17 protein-coding genes and 1 pseudogene are annotated in these 17,603 nt (G+C 61.3%); 15 read left to right on the top strand and 3 right to left on the bottom strand.

Annotated elements, in window-relative coordinates:
- Positions 1-34: 34 nt before the first annotated feature.
- From alc to AC3A5O_RS27520, 4 genes are all read left to right on the top strand, one after another.
- Positions 35-1,030, top strand: coding sequence for an allantoicase (gene alc, locus AC3A5O_RS27535; protein ID WP_122566978.1), 996 nt, complete (start codon positions 35-37; stop codon positions 1,028-1,030).
- A gap of 121 nt (positions 1,031-1,151) precedes the next feature.
- Positions 1,152-1,655 carry an ureidoglycolate lyase gene (locus AC3A5O_RS27530; RefSeq protein WP_122566977.1) on the top strand — a complete coding sequence of 168 codons (504 nt, stop codon included), beginning with the start codon at positions 1,152-1,154 and terminating at the stop codon, positions 1,653-1,655.
- Positions 1,656-1,706: 51 nt separating this feature from the next.
- Complete coding sequence (locus AC3A5O_RS27525) at positions 1,707-3,008, top strand: urate hydroxylase PuuD (protein WP_122566976.1); 1,302 nt, start codon at positions 1,707-1,709, stop codon at positions 3,006-3,008.
- Between the two features lie 501 nt (positions 3,009-3,509).
- A complete protein-coding gene (locus tag AC3A5O_RS27520) occupies positions 3,510-4,295 on the top strand; it encodes an outer membrane protein OmpK (protein ID WP_487753961.1) in 786 nt (261 codons plus the stop codon).
- Positions 4,296-4,781: 486 nt separating this feature from the next.
- Here AC3A5O_RS27520 and AC3A5O_RS27515 read toward each other — a convergent pair whose 3' ends face one another.
- Together AC3A5O_RS27515 and AC3A5O_RS27510 are read right to left on the bottom strand one after the other, a co-directional pair.
- The gene (locus AC3A5O_RS27515) at positions 4,782-5,936 is read right to left on the bottom strand and encodes a patatin-like phospholipase family protein (protein WP_460082398.1); all 1,155 of its coding nucleotides are present in this window, start codon (positions 5,934-5,936) and stop codon (positions 4,782-4,784) included.
- A gap of 36 nt (positions 5,937-5,972) precedes the next feature.
- Positions 5,973-6,905 (bottom strand): lipid A biosynthesis lauroyl acyltransferase, encoded by a 933-nt coding sequence (locus AC3A5O_RS27510; RefSeq protein WP_122566973.1) that lies wholly within the window; start codon positions 6,903-6,905, stop codon positions 5,973-5,975.
- A 118-nt stretch (positions 6,906-7,023) separates the two neighbouring features.
- On the opposite strand from AC3A5O_RS27510, the gene minC reads away from it, so the two are divergent.
- The 6 genes from minC to AC3A5O_RS27480 all read left to right on the top strand — a co-directional run bounded on the left by minC (position 7,024) and on the right by AC3A5O_RS27480 (position 11,825).
- Positions 7,024-7,761, top strand: a complete 738-nt coding sequence (gene minC, locus AC3A5O_RS27505) for a septum site-determining protein MinC (RefSeq protein WP_122566972.1) — start codon at positions 7,024-7,026, stop codon at positions 7,759-7,761.
- Between the two features lie 200 nt (positions 7,762-7,961).
- Positions 7,962-8,774 (top strand): septum site-determining protein MinD, encoded by an 813-nt coding sequence (gene minD / locus AC3A5O_RS27500; RefSeq protein WP_003179114.1) that lies wholly within the window; start codon positions 7,962-7,964, stop codon positions 8,772-8,774.
- Complete coding sequence (minE, locus tag AC3A5O_RS27495) at positions 8,774-9,028, top strand: cell division topological specificity factor MinE (RefSeq protein ID WP_003179111.1); 255 nt, start codon at positions 8,774-8,776, stop codon at positions 9,026-9,028. Before minD ends, minE begins: the two co-directional genes overlap by 1 nt.
- 190 nt (positions 9,029-9,218) lie before the next feature.
- Positions 9,219-9,854: an RluA family pseudouridine synthase gene (locus AC3A5O_RS27490; protein WP_018612476.1), complete on the top strand. Its 636-nt coding sequence runs from the start codon at positions 9,219-9,221 to the stop codon at positions 9,852-9,854.
- 286 nt (positions 9,855-10,140) lie between these two features.
- A complete protein-coding gene (locus AC3A5O_RS27485; protein WP_305468037.1) occupies positions 10,141-11,430 on the top strand; it encodes a M18 family aminopeptidase in 1,290 nt (429 codons plus the stop codon).
- Positions 11,431-11,642: 212 nt separating this feature from the next.
- Positions 11,643-11,825 carry a hypothetical protein gene (locus AC3A5O_RS27480; protein WP_122566970.1) on the top strand — a complete coding sequence of 61 codons (183 nt, stop codon included), beginning with the start codon at positions 11,643-11,645 and terminating at the stop codon, positions 11,823-11,825.
- A gap of 7 nt (positions 11,826-11,832) precedes the next feature.
- Here AC3A5O_RS27480 and AC3A5O_RS27475 read toward each other — a convergent pair whose 3' ends face one another.
- Positions 11,833-12,561: a UTRA domain-containing protein gene (locus AC3A5O_RS27475; RefSeq protein WP_305482314.1), complete on the bottom strand. Its 729-nt coding sequence runs from the start codon at positions 12,559-12,561 to the stop codon at positions 11,833-11,835.
- Positions 12,562-12,910: 349 nt separating this feature from the next.
- Between AC3A5O_RS27475 and AC3A5O_RS27470 the strand changes: the two genes are divergently transcribed.
- The 5 genes and pseudogenes from AC3A5O_RS27470 to AC3A5O_RS27450 all read left to right on the top strand — a co-directional run bounded on the left by AC3A5O_RS27470 (position 12,911) and on the right by AC3A5O_RS27450 (position 17,598).
- Entirely contained in the window at positions 12,911-13,978 is a 1,068-nt protein-coding gene (locus AC3A5O_RS27470) for an ABC transporter substrate-binding protein (RefSeq protein ID WP_122566968.1), read from the top strand.
- A 214-nt stretch (positions 13,979-14,192) separates the two neighbouring features.
- Positions 14,193-14,983 (top strand): annotated as a pseudogene (locus AC3A5O_RS27465) (alkaline phosphatase family protein).
- Between the two features lie 5 nt (positions 14,984-14,988).
- A complete protein-coding gene (locus AC3A5O_RS27460) occupies positions 14,989-15,825 on the top strand; it encodes an ABC transporter permease (RefSeq protein ID WP_163006779.1) in 837 nt (278 codons plus the stop codon).
- Positions 15,812-16,612: an ABC transporter permease gene (locus tag AC3A5O_RS27455; RefSeq protein ID WP_060741108.1), complete on the top strand. Its 801-nt coding sequence runs from the start codon at positions 15,812-15,814 to the stop codon at positions 16,610-16,612. The genes AC3A5O_RS27460 and AC3A5O_RS27455 overlap by 14 nt, the downstream gene beginning before the upstream one ends.
- Complete coding sequence (locus AC3A5O_RS27450) at positions 16,609-17,598, top strand: ABC transporter ATP-binding protein (protein WP_487753960.1); 990 nt, start codon at positions 16,609-16,611, stop codon at positions 17,596-17,598. Before AC3A5O_RS27455 ends, AC3A5O_RS27450 begins: the two co-directional genes overlap by 4 nt.
- The last annotated feature ends 5 nt before the right edge of the window (positions 17,599-17,603 follow it).

Genomic DNA, 17,603 nt, shown 5'->3' with positions numbered 1-17,603 from the left:
CCCCAGCCAACTTATTTAAAGGCAGACAAGAAGAATGAAAGCTTACGCCGTACCTTTCGAGAAGTTCGTCAACCTGGCCGACGCCCGCCTGGGCACCAAGATCATTTCGGTCACCGATGACTGGTTCGCCGACGCCAACCGCCTGTTCCAGCCGACCCCGGCCGTGTGGAAGGAGGGCGTGTTCGATGATAACGGCAAGTGGATGGACGGCTGGGAGTCGCGGCGCAAGCGCTTCGAAGGCTACGACAGCGCGGTGATCCGCCTGGGTGTGGCGGGCTCGATCAAAGGCGTGGACATCGACACCTCATTCTTCACCGGCAACTACCCACCGTCGGCCTCCCTGGAAGCCTGCTTCCTGACGGAAGGCGAGCCGGACGAAAACACCCAGTGGACTGAAGTGCTGTCGGCCGTCGAGCTGCAAGGCAACAGCCACCACTACCACGAAATCAGCAACGACCAGGCCTTCAGCCACCTGCGCTTCAACATCTACCCCGATGGCGGCGTGGCCCGGTTGCGGGTCTACGGCATTCCGTACCGCGACTGGTCGGCGGTGGGCGACAACGAACAGATCGACCTGGCCGCCGCCCTCAATGGTGGCCGCGCCCTGGCCTGCTCCGACGAGCACTTCGGCCGCATGAGCAACATCCTCAACCCGGGTCGTGGCGTGAACATGGGCGACGGCTGGGAAACCGCCCGTCGCCGTACCCCGGGCAATGACTGGGTCATCGTCGCCCTGGGCCATGCCGGCGAGGTCGAGAAAGTCATCGTCGACACCCTGCACTTCAAGGGCAACTATCCCGACAGCTGCTCGATCCAGGCCGCGTTCGTCAAGGGCGGCACCGACAGCCAGATCGAAACCCAGTCGCTGTTCTGGCGCGAACTGCTGCCGAGCCAGAAACTGGAAATGCACGCCGAACACACCTTCGCCGAGCAGATCAAGGCCCTGGGACCGATCACCCATATCCGCCTGAACGTGTTCCCGGACGGCGGTGTGAGTCGCCTGCGGGTGCTGGGCAAGGTCGCAAAATAAGGGTGAACCCAAATCGCGAGCAAGCTCGCTCCCACATTTGAAATGCATTCCCCTGTGGGAGCGAGCTTGCTCGCGATGGCGGCACAACAAACAACACAGAATTCAAGGTAAGAAGACCAGCATGCGCACACTCAAGATCGAACCGTTGACCAAAGAAGCCTTCGCCCCGTTCGGTGACGTGATCGAAACCGACGGCAGCGATCACTTCATGATCAACAACGGTTCGACCATGCGCTTCCATCGCCTGGCGACGGTAGAAACCGCCACGCCGGACGATCAGGCGATCATCAGCATCTTCCGCGCCGACGCGCTGGACATGCCGCTGACCGTACGCATGCTGGAGCGCCATCCGCTGGGCAGCCAGGCCTTCATTCCGCTGCTCGGCAACCCCTTTCTGATCGTGGTCGCGCCACTTGGCGATGAACCTGTATCAGGCTTGGTCCGCGCCTTCGTCACCAACGGCAGGCAGGGCATTAATTACCATCGCGGCGTCTGGCACCACCCGGTGCTGACGATCGAAAAGCGGGATGACTTCCTGGTGGTTGATCGCAGTGGCACAGGCAATAACTGCGATGAGCATTTTTTCAAAGAGGATGAGTACTTGATCCTCGCCCCCCACCAATAAGAGAAGGTCCGATCACGCGAAAACAAGCGTGACGGGCGAGAGGTAAAGACTGTGGAAGCACATATGCTGGAATGGCTGAACCTGAGCGTTCGCTGGGTTCACATGATCACTGGCGTGGCCTGGATCGGCGCGTCGTTCTACTTCGTCTGGCTGGAAAACAACCTCAATCGCGTCAACCCCAGGAGCGGCCTGGCCGGCGACCTGTGGGCCATCCACGGTGGCGGTATCTACCACCTGGAAAAATACAAACTCGCGCCGCCGTCCATGCCGGACAACCTGCACTGGTTCAAGTGGGAAGCCTACTTCACCTGGATGTCGGGCATCGCCCTGCTGTGCGTGGTGTTCTATTGGAACCCGACCGTCTACCTGCTGGCCCCCGGCAGCGGCTTGAGCGGCCCCGAAGGCGTGGCCCTGGGCCTCGGTTCGTTGCTCGTCGGCTGGTTCGTCTATTCCTTCCTCTGCGACTCGGCCCTGGGCAAGCGCCCTGCCTTGCTCGGCTTGATCCTGTTCGTGCTGTTGATCGCCGCGGCCTACGGCTTCAGCAAGGTGTTCAGCGGTCGCGGTGCCTACCTGCATGTCGGGGCGGTCATCGGCACGATCATGGTCGGCAACGTGTTCCGCATCATCATGCCGGCACAACGTGCCCTGGTCGCGGCTATCGCCGAGAACCGCACGCCGGATCCAGCGCTGCCAGCCAAGGGGCTGTTGCGTTCGCGCCACAACAACTACTTCACCCTGCCGGTGCTGTTCATCATGATCAGCAACCATTTCCCGAGCACCTACGGTAGCCAGTACAACTGGCTGATCCTGGCCGGGATCGCCGTGGCGGCGGTGTTGGTGCGGCATTACTTCAACACGCGCCATGACAGCAACCGGTTTGCCTGGACGCTGCCGGTCGGCGCCCTGGCGATGATCTGCCTGGCTTATGTCACCGGCCCCAAGCCCATGCCCAGCACACCGGAGGTGGCCAAGGCGCCCGGCGTGATCGAGTACCAACCGTTGCCGGAAACGGCAGTAGGCGGTGGCGCGAAACCGGCGACGGCCCCCGCCGCACCGGCAGCTGCGCCCACTCAGGCCGCCAACGCCCAGGGCCCTTCGTTCGAGAAGGTCCACAGCGTGATCCAGGAACGCTGCTCGGTCTGCCACTCGGCCAAGCCCACCAGCCCGCTGTTCAGCGCCGCCCCAGGCGGGGTGATGTTCGATACGCCGCAGCAGATCCAGCAACAGGCCGCGCGCATCCAGGCCCAAGCCGTGACCAGCCAGATCATGCCGTTGGGCAACATCACCCAGATGACCCAACAGGAACGCGATCTGATCGGCGCGTGGATCAACCAGGGCGCCCACACCAACTGAGCCACGCGCTCCAACACCGTTAAACGTCATACCGCTGACAGGTCGACCGGCACACCACCGGTCCCCCGTCAGCGACTGCCTGCGCCTCAACAATAAAAACAAGAGCAAAGCACCCGATGACCACGCCCCGCCATCACGCCCCAAATTCGCCGCGCATGCGCTGTTGCAGGGCACTTGAGCCTTCCAAGGCAAGCCCGTATCCTGCGCGGCCGTTTGAAGCAGGCCGACCACAAAATCCCTTCCGATCCTGACCGGATCGCCAACTTGTTGCGGTGTTGGCGGACATAAACGCGCCCCTGAAAACAGCTTTCCGACTGATCAAAAAACCGCAGGGCAAGCCTTTTCCGGTTTTTTTCCGGACTTGGCTCAGCGCTTGCTATCAGCATTCGCCACGCTCAAAAAGCTGACCGAACGGATGTTTTTTAATCCATGGAAAAAGGCGCCACACCAGAGCGCTGACCTGAAAAAAAGCGGTACCACTTACCTTTGGGAGCAAACCGAATGAAACGTACGTGCACCAGCCTGATACTCGCAGGATCCTTGCTGGCCGCAGGCCAGGCGATGGCCGACGATCTGTTCCAGTGGCAGAACAACAGCCTGACCTACCTGTACGGCAAGGATTTCCAGATCAACCCGCGTATCCAGCAGACCGTGACCTTCGAACACGTCGATGCCTGGAAATACGGGGACAACTTCTTCTTCCTCGATCGGATCTTCTATAACGGCCAGGATGACGGCCAGTCCGGCCCGAACACCTACTACGGTGAGTTCAGCCCGCGTCTGTCGTTCGGCAAGATCTTCGACCAGAAACTGGAACTGGGTCCGATCAAGGATGTGCTGCTGGCCATGACGTATGAATTCGGGGAAGGCGACAACGAGTCTTACCTGATCGGCCCGGGTTTCGACCTGGTGATTCCCGGCTTCGACTACTTCCAACTGAACGTCTACAACCGCCAGACCGAAGGCCCGCGCGCCGGCGACAACGTTTGGCAAATCACCCCCGTCTGGGCCTATACCGTGCCGGTGGGCTCATCCGACATCCTGATCGATGGTTTCATCGACTGGGTGGTGGACAACGACAGCAACTCGAAGGGCACCTACCACGCCAACCTGCACATCGTCCCGCAGATCAAATATGACTTGGGCAAAGCGTTGAAGCTCGGCGCCAAGCAGTTGTATGTCGGGGTGGAATACGACTACTGGAAGAACAAGTACGCCATTGAAGACAGCGACGGGTTCAAGACCAACCAGAGCACGACCAGCTTTTTGCTGAAGTATCACTTCTGATCCCGGAATCAATATCAGACAATCCCCTTGTGGGAGCGAGCTTGCTCGCGATAGCGGTGGGTCGGCTTGCATTGATGTTGAATGTACCGCCGTCATCGCGAGCAAGCTCGCTCCCACATGGGTTTGTGTGCTGGGCTCAGCTTAAGCGTCCACCGCCAATCCCTTGTGGGAGCGGGCTTGCTCGCGATAGCGGTGGGTCGGCTTGCATTGATTTTGAATGTACCGTCGTCTTCGCGAGCAAGCTCGCTCCCACACGGGTTGCATGCCAACCACAGGTTTAGCATCCACCACAAATCCCCCTGTGGGAGCGAGCTTGCTCGCGATAGCGGTGGGTCGGCTTGCATTGATGTTGAATGTACCGCTGTCTTCGCGAGCAAGCCCGCTCCCACACGGGTTGCATGCCAACCACAGGTTTAGCATCCACCACAAATCCCCCTGTGGGAGCGAGCTCGCTCGCGATGGCGGTGGACCTGCGTGCATCACGCCTCAGGACAACCCCAGAAACCGACTCAACGCCTCACGCTGCGCCAACGCATCCTGGCGCCCGAGCTCGATCAGTTCGCTGCAATACCCCGCCTCGAACAGCAGGTAGCTCAGCACCCCCGCGCCACTGGTCTTGGTCGCGCCCGGCCCGCGCAGAAATACCCGAAGCGCACGGGGCAATTCCTGGCGATGGCGGGCGGCGATTTCGTCGATGGGCTGGCTTGGCGAAATCACCAGCACGTCCACCGGTGCCGCGCCGAGGGCATGGGCCGGGACGTCATCGGGCAGCAAGTGGCTGAACCCGTTCAGGCGCTCCAGCAACTCGATGTCACTTTCCAGGCTGTCGATGAACGTGCTGTTGAGCATATGGCCCCCAATCTGCGCCAGGGTCGGTTGCAGGCCGGTGTAGCTGCGTTCGGAAAGATCCTGCCCGCCACCACCACGGGGGTTGCCACTGACGCCGATCACCAGCACGCGATTGGCCCCCAGGTGCAAAGCCGGGCTGATGGGCGCCGATTGCCGCACCGCGCCGTCGCCGAAGTATTGCGGACCGATCTTGACCGGCGCGAACAACAGCGGAATCGCCGAACTGGCCAGCAAGTGTTCCACCGACAACTGCGTCGGCACACCGATACGCCGGTGGCGCAGCCAGGCATCGATGGTGCCGCGGCCCTGATAGAAGGTGACGGCCTGGCCGGATTCATAACCGAATGCCGTCACCGCCACCGCCCGTAGTTGCTGCTCGGCGATGGCCTGCTCGATACCCGAGGCGTGGAATTGGGCCTCGAGCAGTTCGCGCAGCGGCGAACTGTCGATCAGCGCCACCGGCAACTTGGCTCCCAGGCCCAGCAGGCTGTGAGTGATGAAACGCATTGACTGGGCGATCACGCCCCGCCAGTCGCTGCGCATGACCTGATGGCTGCGCACCGCTTGCCAGAACGCCGTCAGCCGCTCGATGGCAGTCTTGAAGTCCATCGCCCCGCTCGCCAGGCTGACCGCATTGATCGCCCCGGCAGAGGTGCCGACGATCACCGGAAACGGGTTATCCGCCCCGTCCGGCAGCAATTCGGCAATCGCCGCCAATACCCCCACTTGATATGCCGCCCGAGCCCCGCCGCCGGAAAGAATCAAACCTGTAACCGGTTCAGCTGGGGTCATCGCAATGCTCCGTGCTCAAGGTGATATCAAAAAAACTCAGCCGCGTTTGTCGTACAGCTTGGGCTCACCCGGTGGACGACTCTTGAAGCGCCGGTGGGCCCAGAGATACTGCTCGGGACAATCGCGCACCGACTGCTCGACCCATTGATTGATGCGGATGCAATCGGCTTCCTCGGTCTCGCCCGGGAAATCGGTGAGCGGGGCCTGAATCACCAAGCGATAGCCACTGCCGTCGGCCAGGCGTTCCTGGATGAAAGGTACCACCAGCGCCTTGCCCAGGCGGGCGAACTTGGTGGTGGCGGTGACCGTCGCCGCCTGGATGCCGAACAACGGCACGAACACGCTTTGCTTGGCACCATAGTCCTGGTCCGGCGCATACCAGATCGCCCGCCCGGCCCGCAGCAGCTTGAGCATGCCGCGCACGTCGTCACGCTCCACCGCCAGGGAATCGAGGTTGTGCCGCTCACGACCGCGGCGCTGGATGTAGTCGAACAGCGGGTTCTTGTGCTCGCGGTACATGCCATCGATGGTGTGCTGCTGGCCGAGCAAGGCCGCACCGATTTCCAGCGTGGTGAAATGCAGAGCCATCAGGATCACGCCCTTGCCCTCGCGCTGGGCCTGTTTCAGATGCTCCAGCCCTTCGACGTGGGCCAGTTTCGCCAAACGCGAGCGCGACCACCACCAGCTCATGGCCATCTCGAAAAAGGCGATGCCGGTGGAGGCGAAATTTTCCTTGAGCAGACGCTTGCGCTCGGCAGCGGACTTTTGCGGGAAACACAGTTCCAGGTTGCGACGAGCGATGCGCCGTCGGTCGCCGGCCACCCGGTACATCAGCGCCCCCAATGCACGACCGACCCGCAGCAATAACGGATAAGGCAATTGCACGATCAGCCACAACAGCCCCAGGCCGCACCACAGCAGCCAGAAACGCGGATGAAAAAATGCAGCTCGAAAACGCGGGCGATCCATTACAGCTTCCATTAAGACATGGGCCGCGCATTCTACATTGTTCGACCCGGGTTGCGGCTGGCGGACGATCTCGTTATAAGTCTCGGCACTTTTAGTGACAAGCCGTTGTACGCCGACCATGAGCCAAACCGAACCGCTAGACCAAGATCCCGTGTTCCAGCTGAAGGGCAGCATGCTCGCCATTACGGTGCTGGAACTGGCCCGCAACGACCTGGAGAGCCTTGACCGGCAATTGGCGGCGAAAGTCGCCCAGGCCCCGAACTTCTTCAGCAATGCCCCCCTGGTGCTGGCCCTGGACAAGCTGCCGGCCGGCGAAGGCTCAGTGGATCTGCCAGGCCTGATGCGCATTTGCCGCCAGCACGGTCTGCGCACCCTGGCGATCCGCGCCAGCCGCATCGAAGACATCGCCGCTGCCATCGCCGTGGACATTCCGGTGCTGCCGCCGTCCGGCGCCCGGGAGCGCGTGCTGGAACTGAGCCCGGCCGAAGCGAAGAAAACCCCGGAAAAACCACCGGAGCCCACCATCAAGCCAACGCGGGTCATCACCTCGCCCGTTCGCGGCGGGCAGCAGATTTATGCCCAGGGTGGCGATCTGGTCATCGTGTCCTCGGTCAGCCCGGGGGCGGAACTTCTGGCCGATGGCAACATCCATGTATACGGCCCGATGCGCGGTCGAGCACTGGCCGGCGTCAAGGGTGATACCAAAGCCAGGATCTTCTGTCAGCAATTGAGCGCTGAGCTGGTTTCCATCGCCGGGCAGTACAAGGTCTCCGAGGATTTGCGCCGCGACCCGTTGTGGGGGGCCGGCGTCCAGATCAGCCTGTCGGGCGACGTGTTGAACATCATTCGGCTTTAACGGATACTGCCGCATTTTCCAAGCATCTCTAAAACGAGCGAAAACGGCTTAAACGACGTAGGAAAAAGGATCAGGCAGTGTTTACCGGAGGTAGACCCCGCCCGACAGCCGATTCCAGCCAAGCCTGTCCAATTGCAGCGGTTTTCCAGAGATGTTTTTCAGGGGCTGACAAAGTCCTTTTTCCTTAGGGGTGAAACACCTTGGCCAAGATTCTCGTGGTTACATCCGGCAAGGGTGGTGTGGGTAAGACCACCACCAGCGCCGCTATCGGTACCGGCCTCGCTCTGCGCGGCCACAAGACAGTCATCGTCGACTTCGACGTCGGCCTGCGTAACCTGGACCTGATCATGGGTTGCGAGCGTCGCGTGGTCTACGACTTCGTCAACGTGGTCAACGGCGAAGCCAACCTGCAACAAGCCCTGATCAAGGACAAGCGCCTTGAGAACCTCTACGTGCTGGCCGCCAGCCAAACCCGCGACAAAGACGCGCTGACCCAGGAAGGCGTGGAAAAAGTCCTGATGCAGCTCAAGGAAGACTTTGAGTTCGTGGTCTGCGACTCCCCGGCCGGTATCGAGAAAGGTGCCCACCTGGCCATGTACTTCGCGGACGAAGCGATTGTCGTGACCAACCCGGAAGTGTCGTCGGTCCGTGACTCCGACCGTATGCTGGGCCTGCTGGCGAGCAAATCCCGGCGCGCCGAGAAGGGCGAAGAGCCGATCAAGGAACACTTGCTGCTGACCCGCTACAACCCGCAACGGGTCAGCGATGGCGAGATGCTGGGCGTCGAAGACGTCAAGGAAATCCTCGCTGTCACCCTGCTGGGTGTCATTCCGGAATCCCAAGCGGTACTCAAAGCTTCCAACTCCGGCGTGCCGGTGATTCTCGACGACCAGAGCGATGCCGGCCAGGCATACAGCGATGCCGTCGATCGCCTGTTGGGCAAGACCGTGGAGCATCGTTTCCTCGATGTAACGAAGAAAGGTTTCTTCGAGCGCCTGTTTGGAGGTAGGTAATGAACCTTTTTGACTTCTTTCGTGCCAACAAAAAGCCCAGTACCGCCTCGGTCGCGAAAGAGCGTCTACAGATCATCGTGGCGCACGAACGCGGCCAACGCAGTACCCCTGACTACCTGCCAGCCTTGCAGAAGGAACTGGTGGAAGTGATCCGCAAATACGTCAACATCGGCAGCGATGACGTGCATGTGGCACTGGAAAGCCAGGGCAGTTGCTCGATCCTGGAACTCAATATCACCCTGCCGGATCGCTGATCGCGCCGGCGGGAGCCACGGCGGCTCGGGCCCAAAGTCCTTCTCCCTGTGGGAGAAAAGCTTGCTCGCGATAGCCTCAACCGGATCTAACAGACAGACCGTGTTGTTTAATCGCGAGCAAGCTTTGCTCCCACAGGGTCAGGAAAAAGGGCCCGAGCCGCCGTTGGCGTTTGTAACGAGACTGTTTTCAATGCCCCTGTCCAACATCCGCATCATTCATCAGGACGCCGCTGTCCTGGTGGTCGACAAGCCGACCCTGTTGCTTTCCGTGCCCGGCCGGGCCGACGACAACAAAGACTGCCTGATCACCCGCCTGCAGGAAAACGGCTACCCGGAAGCGCGAATCGTGCACCGACTGGACTGGGAAACCTCCGGCATCATCCTCTTGGCCCGTGACCCGGACACCCATCGTGAACTGTCCCGACAATTTCATGATCGCGAAACCGAAAAAGCCTACACCGCGCTGTGCTGGGGTCAGCCGGAACTGGACAGTGGCAGCATCGACCTGCCCTTGCGCTACGACCCGCCGACCAAACCTCGGCACGTGGTGGACCATGAACAGGGCAAACACGCCCTGACCTTCTGGCGCGTACTGGAACGTTGCGGCGATTGGTGCCGGGTCGAATTGACGCCGATCACCGGGCGCTCACACCAATTACGCGTGCACATGCTGTCCATCGGTCACCCGCTGCTGGGCGACGGTCTCTATGCCCATCCGCAAGCGCTCGCGGCCTGGCCACGCCTGTGCCTGCACGCCAGCATGCTCAGCTTCACCCATCCGCAAAGCGGCGAGCGCCTGCGCTTCGAGTGCCCGGCACCGTTCTGAGGGATGTATCCGCAAGCAGGCCACAAAACCTGTGGGAGCGAGCTTGCTCGCGATAGCGGTGGGTCAGTTTGCATTGATGTTGAATGTGCGGGCCTCATCGCGAGCAAGCTCGCTCCCACAAGGGATTTGTGGTGAACACAAGCTCTGTACACGCCTGCGCTCCAATGTGGGAGCGAGCTTGCTCGCGATGAGGCCCGCACATTCAACACGGATATCACCCACTTCCCACCCTCCCCATCGACCACCAATACGGTAAACTCCCGCCCATTGCTGTCTGGAGTTTCTTATGCGCGCAGAGTTGAACCAAGGCCTGATCGACTTCCTCAAGGCCTCCCCTACCCCGTTCCATGCCACCGCCAGCCTGGCCAAGCGCCTGGAGGCGGCCGGCTATCAGCGTCTTGACGAGCGCGAGACCTGGACCACCGAGGCCAACGGTCGCTATTACGTCACGCGCAACGACTCCTCGATCATCGCCTTCAAGCTCGGCCGCCACTCAGCGCTGAACGACGGCATCCGCCTGGTTGGCGCCCACACCGACAGCCCCTGCCTGCGGGTCAAGCCGCAGCCGGAACTGCAACGCCACGGGTTCTGGCAACTGGGTGTGGAAGTCTACGGCGGCGCGCTGCTGGCGCCGTGGTTCGACCGCGACCTGTCCCTGGCCGGGCGCGTGACCTTCCGCCGCGATGGCAAGGTCGAAAGCCAGTTGATCGATTTCAAGGCGCCGATCGCCACGATTCCAAACCTGGCCATCCACCTCAATCGCGAAGCGAACCAGGGCTGGGCCATCAACCCGCAGAACGAACTGCCGCCGATCCTCGCCCAGTTCGCCGGTGACGAGCGCGTCGATTTCCGGGCCGTGCTCACCGATCAACTGGCCCGCGAACACGGCCTGAACGCCGACGTGGTGCTCGATTACGAGTTGAGTTTCTACGACACCCAAAGCGCTGCGGTCATTGGCCTGCACGGCGATTTCATTGCTGGCGCGCGCCTGGACAACCTGCTGTCGTGCTACGCCGGCCTGCAGGCCTTGCTGAACGCCGACACCGAAGAAACCTGCGTATTGGTGTGCAACGATCACGAAGAAGTGGGCTCGTGCTCGGCCTGTGGCGCCGACGGCCCGATGCTGGAACAGACCCTGCGGCGCCTGCTGCCCGAAGGTGAAGAGTTCGTACGGACCATTCAGAAATCCCTGCTGGTGTCGGCGGACAATGCCCACGGCGTGCACCCCAACTATGCCGACAAGCACGACGCCAACCACGGCCCCAAGCTCAACGCCGGGCCGGTGATCAAGGTCAACAGCAACCAGCGCTACGCCACCAACAGCGAAACCGCCGGGTTCTTCCGTCACCTGTGCATGGCCGAAGAAGTGCCGGTGCAAAGCTTCGTGGTGCGCAGCGACATGGGCTGCGGCTCGACCATCGGCCCGATCACCGCCAGCCAACTGGGCGTGCGCACCGTGGACATCGGCCTGCCGACCTTCGCCATGCATTCGATCCGTGAACTGTGCGGCAGCCATGACCTGGCGCATTTGGTGAAGGTGCTGAGCGCGTTCTACGCGTCTCGCGAGTTGCCGTAACACCCAGAAGGCATGATGAACCCTGTGGGAGCAAGGCTTGTCCGCGATGAAGGTGATGCGATTTTTCCAGAAATCGAGTCACCTTCATCGCGAGCAAGCTTTGCTCCCACACAGCGCTCGCCTCGGGATTGAGGGGTGTGCTGACATACATCAGCCCCCCCAGCCAAACCCCAACTAGACTGTCCTTATCCCTCCCCGACAAGGCCGTCGTCATGATCTCGATGTCTTCGTTCAACGCCATGCTGGTGCCCATCATCGCCGGCATGATCCTGCTGGCCATCGGCTTCAACTTCCGTGACAAGAACGTCGGGGTCTTTGCCATGTGGATCGGCATGTTGCTGATCCTCGCCACGGTAGTGATCAAGATCCTGGGCAAGCTCAACGAGTCGCTCTGAACCTGCCTCAAACCGGCGCTTGCTCCGGCACATCCACGCCGACATGGATCGCATCGTGTCGCCAGAACTCCAGGTCGCAGTCGATCAGCCGCTGGTGCTGGTCATAGTTGACCCGCGCGATGCGCAGCCCGGGGCTGCCCACCGAAACTCTCAACGCCGCTGCCGCTTCCGGCTGTAAAGAGGTGGGCACGATCTCGAACTTCACCCGGCCGTAGTGCAGGTCGTAATGGCGGGCGTACAGCTCGGTGATGGACTGGTTGAGGTCGAATTCGAGGATGTCCGGAAAATACTGTGGGTTCAGGTAGTGCTCGACATACAGCACCAGCCGCTCATCGATGCGTCGTACGCGGCAGATCTGGATCACGCTGGACAACGCCGGCAGTTGCAACCAGGCACACACGGCCGCCGAAGCCGGTTGCAAGCGCGCCGAGATCACTTGGGTAGAAGGCACACGCCCCTGGGCCGCGACCATGGCGTGAAAATGGCTGCGCTGCATCAGGTTGTAGGCCAGGCGCGGCGGCGAGACGAACCAGCCCCGGCGCTCTTCCCGATAGATCTGCCCCTGGGCTTCGAGCTGCAACAACGCCTCGCGCACGGTAATCCGCGTGGTCCCGAACAATTCACTGAGCTTGCGCTCGGCCGGCAACTTGCTGCCGGGCGCCAGCAACCCGTGATCGAGTTGCTCTTGCAGGACCTGTCCGATGGCTGTCACCGCTTTGGTTGCATCGATGCGCATCAACGTTACCTATCTGGACTAGACCAGCACTGTTTCGGGGCAGGATCGACGGTCCGTCGATCCGCTTCTGGGTCCAACAAGCCTAGGCACTGCACATGACTGGCAGATGACAGAGCCGCCGAACGGTCGTTTTTCGAGCGTGCAAATTAACGGCCAAGTCCTTGCAGATCAGCTGTTTAACCATGGTCTACGCTTAATTCGCAGCCAATCTCCACGAGCCAGGCATTTCCCGCCCCCTGCGACACCGACATCAAAATGTCACAGGGCTCGCCTACATTGGCTCAGGTATTGCTGACCTAGACCAACACAACCGCAATCGCAGCGTTGAAAACGCCCATAGGAGCTTCGGATGAAACAGCTTTTCCTGGCATCACTGTTAGGCTCGACCATTGCCATGTGCACCGCCGCCATGGCCGCTGACACCGATCTGAAAACGTTGGAAGCCGCTGCGAAAGCGGAAGGCGCCGTGAACAGCGTCGGCATGCCCGATGACTGGGCAAACTGGAAAGGCACCTGGGACGACCTGGCCAAGATCTATGGCTTGAAACACATCGACACCGACATGAGCTCGGCCCAGGAAATCGCCAAGTTCGCCGCCGAAAAAGACAACGCCAGCGCCGACATCGGCGACGTCGGGGCGGCGTTCGGCCCGATCGCGGTCAAACAGGGCGTGGTCCAGCCGTACAAGCCAAGCACCTGGGAACAGGTCCCCGCCTGGGCCAAGGACAAGGACGGCAACTGGGCATTGGCCTACACCGGCACCATCGCCTTCATCGTCAACAAGAAGCTGCTGCACGGTTCCGAAGTGCCGACCAAATGGGCTGACCTGAAGACCGGCAAATACAAAGTCTCCATCGGTGACGTGAGCACCGCCGCCCAAGCTGCCAACGGCGTGCTGGCCGCGGCCCTGGCCAACGGTGGCGACGAGAAAAACGTTCAGCCGGCGCTGTTGATGTTCGCCGAGATCGCCAAGCAAGGGCGCCTGTCCATGGCCAACCCGACCATCGCCACGATGGAAAAAGGTGAAGTCGAAGTCGGCGTGGTCTGGGATTTCAACGGCCTGAGCTACAAGGCCAAGATGGCCAATCCGGATGATTACGTCGTGCTGATTCCGTCCGACGGCTCGGTCATTTCCGGCTACACCACCATCATCAACAAATACGCCAAGCATCCGAACGCCGCCAAGCTGGCCCGTGAGTACATCTTCAGCGACGCCGGCCAGATCAACCTGGCCAAGGGCAACGCCCGTCCGATCCGCGCCGAGCACCTGAAACTGCCGGCAGAGGTCCAGGCCAAGCTGCTGCCGAACGAGCAGTACAAAGGCGTGACCCCGATCAAGGATGCGGATGCGTGGGAGAAGACTTCCAAGGCACTGCCGCAGCAGTGGAATGAACAAGTCATCGTCGAGATGAAGTGAGGCGCTAGCGCCCGCTCGGCTATCCACTGGCAATCCAACTGTGGGAGCAGGCCCTGTGGGAGCGAGCTTGCTCGCGATGGCAGCGGATCAGTCAGCATTGAGGTTGACTGATACACCGCTATCGCGAGCAAGCTCGCTCCCACAGAAGCTCGCGCCCACATCAGGTTCCTGAAGGATCCGAGTTTCCTGGTATCTGTCCGGAGTCCCGCTACCCATGAAGCACAACGTCATCCTGGTGGTGCTCGACGGTCTCAACCATGAGGTCGCCCGGCATGCCATGGGGCATTTGCAGGCTTACGTCGGCGCAGGACGCGCGGCCCTCTACAAACTGGAATGTGAGTTGCCCGCCCTGTCCCGCCCGCTCTACGAATGCATCCTCACTGGCGTCGTGCCCATCGACAGCGGGATCGTGCACAACAACGTCACGCGCCTGTCGAACCAACGCAGCATTTTCCACTATGCCACCCAGGCCGGCTTGAGCACGGCGGCCGCGGCGAGCTCTACAACGTCTCGCCCTTCGTCGCCGGTCGCGATCGTCACACCGACAACCCCGACCTGCCGATCCAGTACGGGCATTTCTATTGGAATGACCACTACCCCGATTCCCACCTGTTCGCCGATGCCGAACACCTGCGCCAGCGCTACTTGCCGAACTTTTTGCTGGTGCATCCAATGAACATCGACGACGCCGGCCACAAGCACGGCCTCGACACCCCGCAATACCGCAACAGTGCCCGCTCGGCCGATATCAACCTGGCGGTCTACCTGCAAGCCTGGCTCGATGCCGGTTACCAGGTGCTAGTGACCTCCGACCACGGCATGAACAACGACCGTTCCCACAACGGCCTGCTGGCCGAAGAACGGGAAGTGCCGTTGTTCGTCCTGGGTGACGGCTTCAGTCTCGATCCCGCTGCCGCGCCGAGGCAGACCGAACTGTGCGGCACCATTTGCCAATTGCTCGGCGTCGACCACGACAAACCCTATTGCCAGGAGTTACTCAAGTGAACGCCATGACGCGCGGCAAATGGCTGGCAGCGTTGTGCCTGGTGCCCTTCGCGATTTTCTTCATCGTGTTCCAGATCGCCCCGCTGCTCTGGGTGCTGGTCAACAGCCTGGAATCGGAAGAGTTCGGCTGGGGCCTGGCCAACTTCAGCAAGATCTTCAGTTCCAAGTTCTACCTGCAAGCGATCCAGCACAGCCTGGAGATCAGCTTCTGGTCCAGTGTGTTCGGCATCGTCATCGCCGTGCTCGGCAGCTATTCACTGCGCCGTGTGGATTCGCGGCTGCGCAACTTCGTCAATGCCTTCGCCAACATGACCAGCAACTTCGCCGGCGTGCCCCTGGCCTTCGCCTTCATCATTTTGCTGGGGTTCAACGGCAGCATCACAATCATGCTCAAGCAGGCGGGGATCATCGAGGATTTCAACCTGTATTCGAAAACCGGGCTGATCATCCTCTACACCTACTTCCAGATTCCCTTGGGCGTGCTGCTGCTTTATCCGGCTTTCGACGCCCTGCGCGAAGATTGGCGCGAATCCGCCGAGTTGCTCGGCGCCAACGGCTGGCAATTCTGGCGGCACATCGGCTTACCGGTGCTGACCCCGGCGCTGCTGGGCACCTTCGTGATCCTGCTGGCCAACGCCCTGGGCGCCTACGCCACGGTCTACGCGTTGACCACCGGTAACTTCAACGTGCTGCCGATCCGCATCGCCGCCATGGTTTCCGGTGATATTTCACTCGACCCGAACCTGGCCAGTGCCCTGGCCGTGGTGCTGGTGGCGTTGATGACCGTGGTGACCATCGTCCATCAGTTGCTGCTCAAGAGGAGCTACCATGTCTCGCGCTGAACCGGGCTCCGTCGGGCTCTATCATCGGGCGGTGGTGTACCTGCTGTTCGCCATCCTGCTGCTGCCCTTGGCCGGCACACTCGTCTACTCCATCGCCAGCAGTTGGTCGGCCACCGTGCTGCCCAGCGGCTTCACCTTCAAATGGTATGTGCAGTTGTGGAGCGATCCGCGTTTTCTTCACGCCTTCGGTCAATCGCTGCTGGTCTGCGTCGGTGCGCTGGTGCTCTCGGTGGTGTTGATCCTGCCGCTGCTGTTCGTGGTGCATTACCACTTCCCCAAGCTCGACGCACTGATGAACATCCTCATCCTGCTGCCCTTCGCGGTGCCGCCGGTGGTGTCGTCGGTGGGGCTGTTGCAGCTCTATGGTTCCGGGCCGCTGGCGATGGTCGGTACGCCGTGGATCCTGATCGGTTGCTACTTCACCGTCGCCCTGCCGTTCATGTACCGGGCGATCACCAACAACCTGCAAGCCATCAACCTGCGCGACCTGATGGACGCCGCCCAACTGCTCGGCGCCAGCACCTTCCAGGCGGCGTTCCTGGTGGTGCTGCCGAACCTGCGCAAGGGCCTGATGGTGGCGCTGCTGCTGTCCTTCTCGTTCCTGTTCGGCGAATTCGTGTTCGCCAACATCCTCGTCGGCACCCGCTATGAAACCCTGCAGGTCTACCTGAACAACATGCGCAACAGCAGCGGCCATTTCACCAGTGCCCTGGTGATTTCCTACTTTTTCTTCGTACTGGTCCTGACCTGGGCGGCCAACATCTTGAACAAGGACAAAAGCCAATGAGCTACGTCAGCGTCCAACACCTGCAAAAAAGCTATGCCGGCACACCGGTGTTCAGCGACATCAACTGCGAGATCGGCAAGGGCGAGTTCGTCACCCTGCTCGGCCCTTCCGGTTGCGGCAAATCCACGCTGCTGCGCTGCATCGCCGGCCTGACCGCGGTGGATGCCGGCCAGATCATCCTCGACGGGCAGGACATCGTCCCGCTGAGCCCGCAGAAACGCGGCATCGGCATGGTCTTCCAGAGCTACGCCTTGTTCCCGAACATGACCGTGGAGCAAAACGTCGCCTTCGGCCTGCGCATGCAAAAGGTAGACGCCTCGGACAGTCGACAGCGCGTGCTGGAGATCCTGCGCCTGGTGGAGCTGCACGATTTTGCTGCCCGCTATCCCCATCAACTCTCCGGCGGCCAATGCCAGCGCGTCGCCCTGGCCCGCTCCCTGGTCACGCGGCCGCGCCTGTTGCTGCTGGACGAGCCACTGTCAGCCCTGGATGCGCGGATTCGCAAGCACTTGCGCGAACAGATCCGACAGATCCAGCGTGAGTTGGGCCTGACTACGATCTTCGTCACACACGATCAGGAAGAAGCCCTGACCATGTCTGACCGGATTTTCCTGATGAACCAGGGAAAGATCGTACAAAGCGGCGATGCCGAAACCCTTTACACTGCGCCCGTCGATGTCTTTGCCGCCGGCTTCATCGGCAACTACAACCTGCTGGACGCCGACAGCGCGAGCAAACTGCTGCAGCGGCCGGTGACCGGTCGCATCGCCATCCGCCCGGAGGCCATCGAGCTGAGCCGCAGCGGCCAGGCCGATGCGCTGATCCGCAGCCACAGCCTGTTGGGCAACGTGATTCGCTACCGGGTCGAGGCTCGTGGCGTGGAGTTGGTGGTGGATGTACTCAACCGTTCGGCCGCCGACCTGCACCCCGATGGCGCACGGTTGGCACTTTCCATCGATCCGTCGGCGCTGTGTGAGGTAACCTGACGGCT

The sequence above is a fragment of the Pseudomonas sp. Soil_N_39 genome, from assembly GCF_057655955.1.
This window is presented reverse-complemented; position numbering and strand designations above follow the sequence as displayed.

What these genes read in the sequence shown, in the direction of transcription:
- alc (WP_122566978.1), top strand. Translation starts at nt 35, where the DNA reads ATGAAAGCTTACGCCGTACCTTTCGAGAAGTTCGTCAACCTGGCCGAC.
- AC3A5O_RS27530 (WP_122566977.1), top strand. Translation starts at nt 1,152, where the DNA reads ATGCGCACACTCAAGATCGAACCGTTGACCAAAGAAGCCTTCGCCCCG.
- AC3A5O_RS27520 (WP_487753961.1), top strand. Translation starts at nt 3,510, where the DNA reads ATGAAACGTACGTGCACCAGCCTGATACTCGCAGGATCCTTGCTGGCC.
- AC3A5O_RS27515 (WP_460082398.1), bottom strand. Translation starts at nt 5,936, where the DNA reads ATGACCCCAGCTGAACCGGTTACAGGTTTGATTCTTTCCGGCGGCGGG.
- AC3A5O_RS27510 (WP_122566973.1), bottom strand. Translation starts at nt 6,905, where the DNA reads ATGGATCGCCCGCGTTTTCGAGCTGCATTTTTTCATCCGCGTTTCTGG.
- minC (WP_122566972.1), top strand. Translation starts at nt 7,024, where the DNA reads ATGAGCCAAACCGAACCGCTAGACCAAGATCCCGTGTTCCAGCTGAAG.
- minE (WP_003179111.1), top strand. Translation starts at nt 8,774, where the DNA reads ATGAACCTTTTTGACTTCTTTCGTGCCAACAAAAAGCCCAGTACCGCC.
- AC3A5O_RS27490 (WP_018612476.1), top strand. Translation starts at nt 9,219, where the DNA reads ATGCCCCTGTCCAACATCCGCATCATTCATCAGGACGCCGCTGTCCTG.
- AC3A5O_RS27485 (WP_305468037.1), top strand. Translation starts at nt 10,141, where the DNA reads ATGCGCGCAGAGTTGAACCAAGGCCTGATCGACTTCCTCAAGGCCTCC.
- AC3A5O_RS27480 (WP_122566970.1), top strand. Translation starts at nt 11,643, where the DNA reads ATGATCTCGATGTCTTCGTTCAACGCCATGCTGGTGCCCATCATCGCC.
- AC3A5O_RS27475 (WP_305482314.1), bottom strand. Translation starts at nt 12,561, where the DNA reads ATGCGCATCGATGCAACCAAAGCGGTGACAGCCATCGGACAGGTCCTG.
- AC3A5O_RS27470 (WP_122566968.1), top strand. Translation starts at nt 12,911, where the DNA reads ATGAAACAGCTTTTCCTGGCATCACTGTTAGGCTCGACCATTGCCATG.
- AC3A5O_RS27460 (WP_163006779.1), top strand. Translation starts at nt 14,989, where the DNA reads ATGACGCGCGGCAAATGGCTGGCAGCGTTGTGCCTGGTGCCCTTCGCG.
- AC3A5O_RS27455 (WP_060741108.1), top strand. Translation starts at nt 15,812, where the DNA reads ATGTCTCGCGCTGAACCGGGCTCCGTCGGGCTCTATCATCGGGCGGTG.
- AC3A5O_RS27450 (WP_487753960.1), top strand. Translation starts at nt 16,609, where the DNA reads ATGAGCTACGTCAGCGTCCAACACCTGCAAAAAAGCTATGCCGGCACA.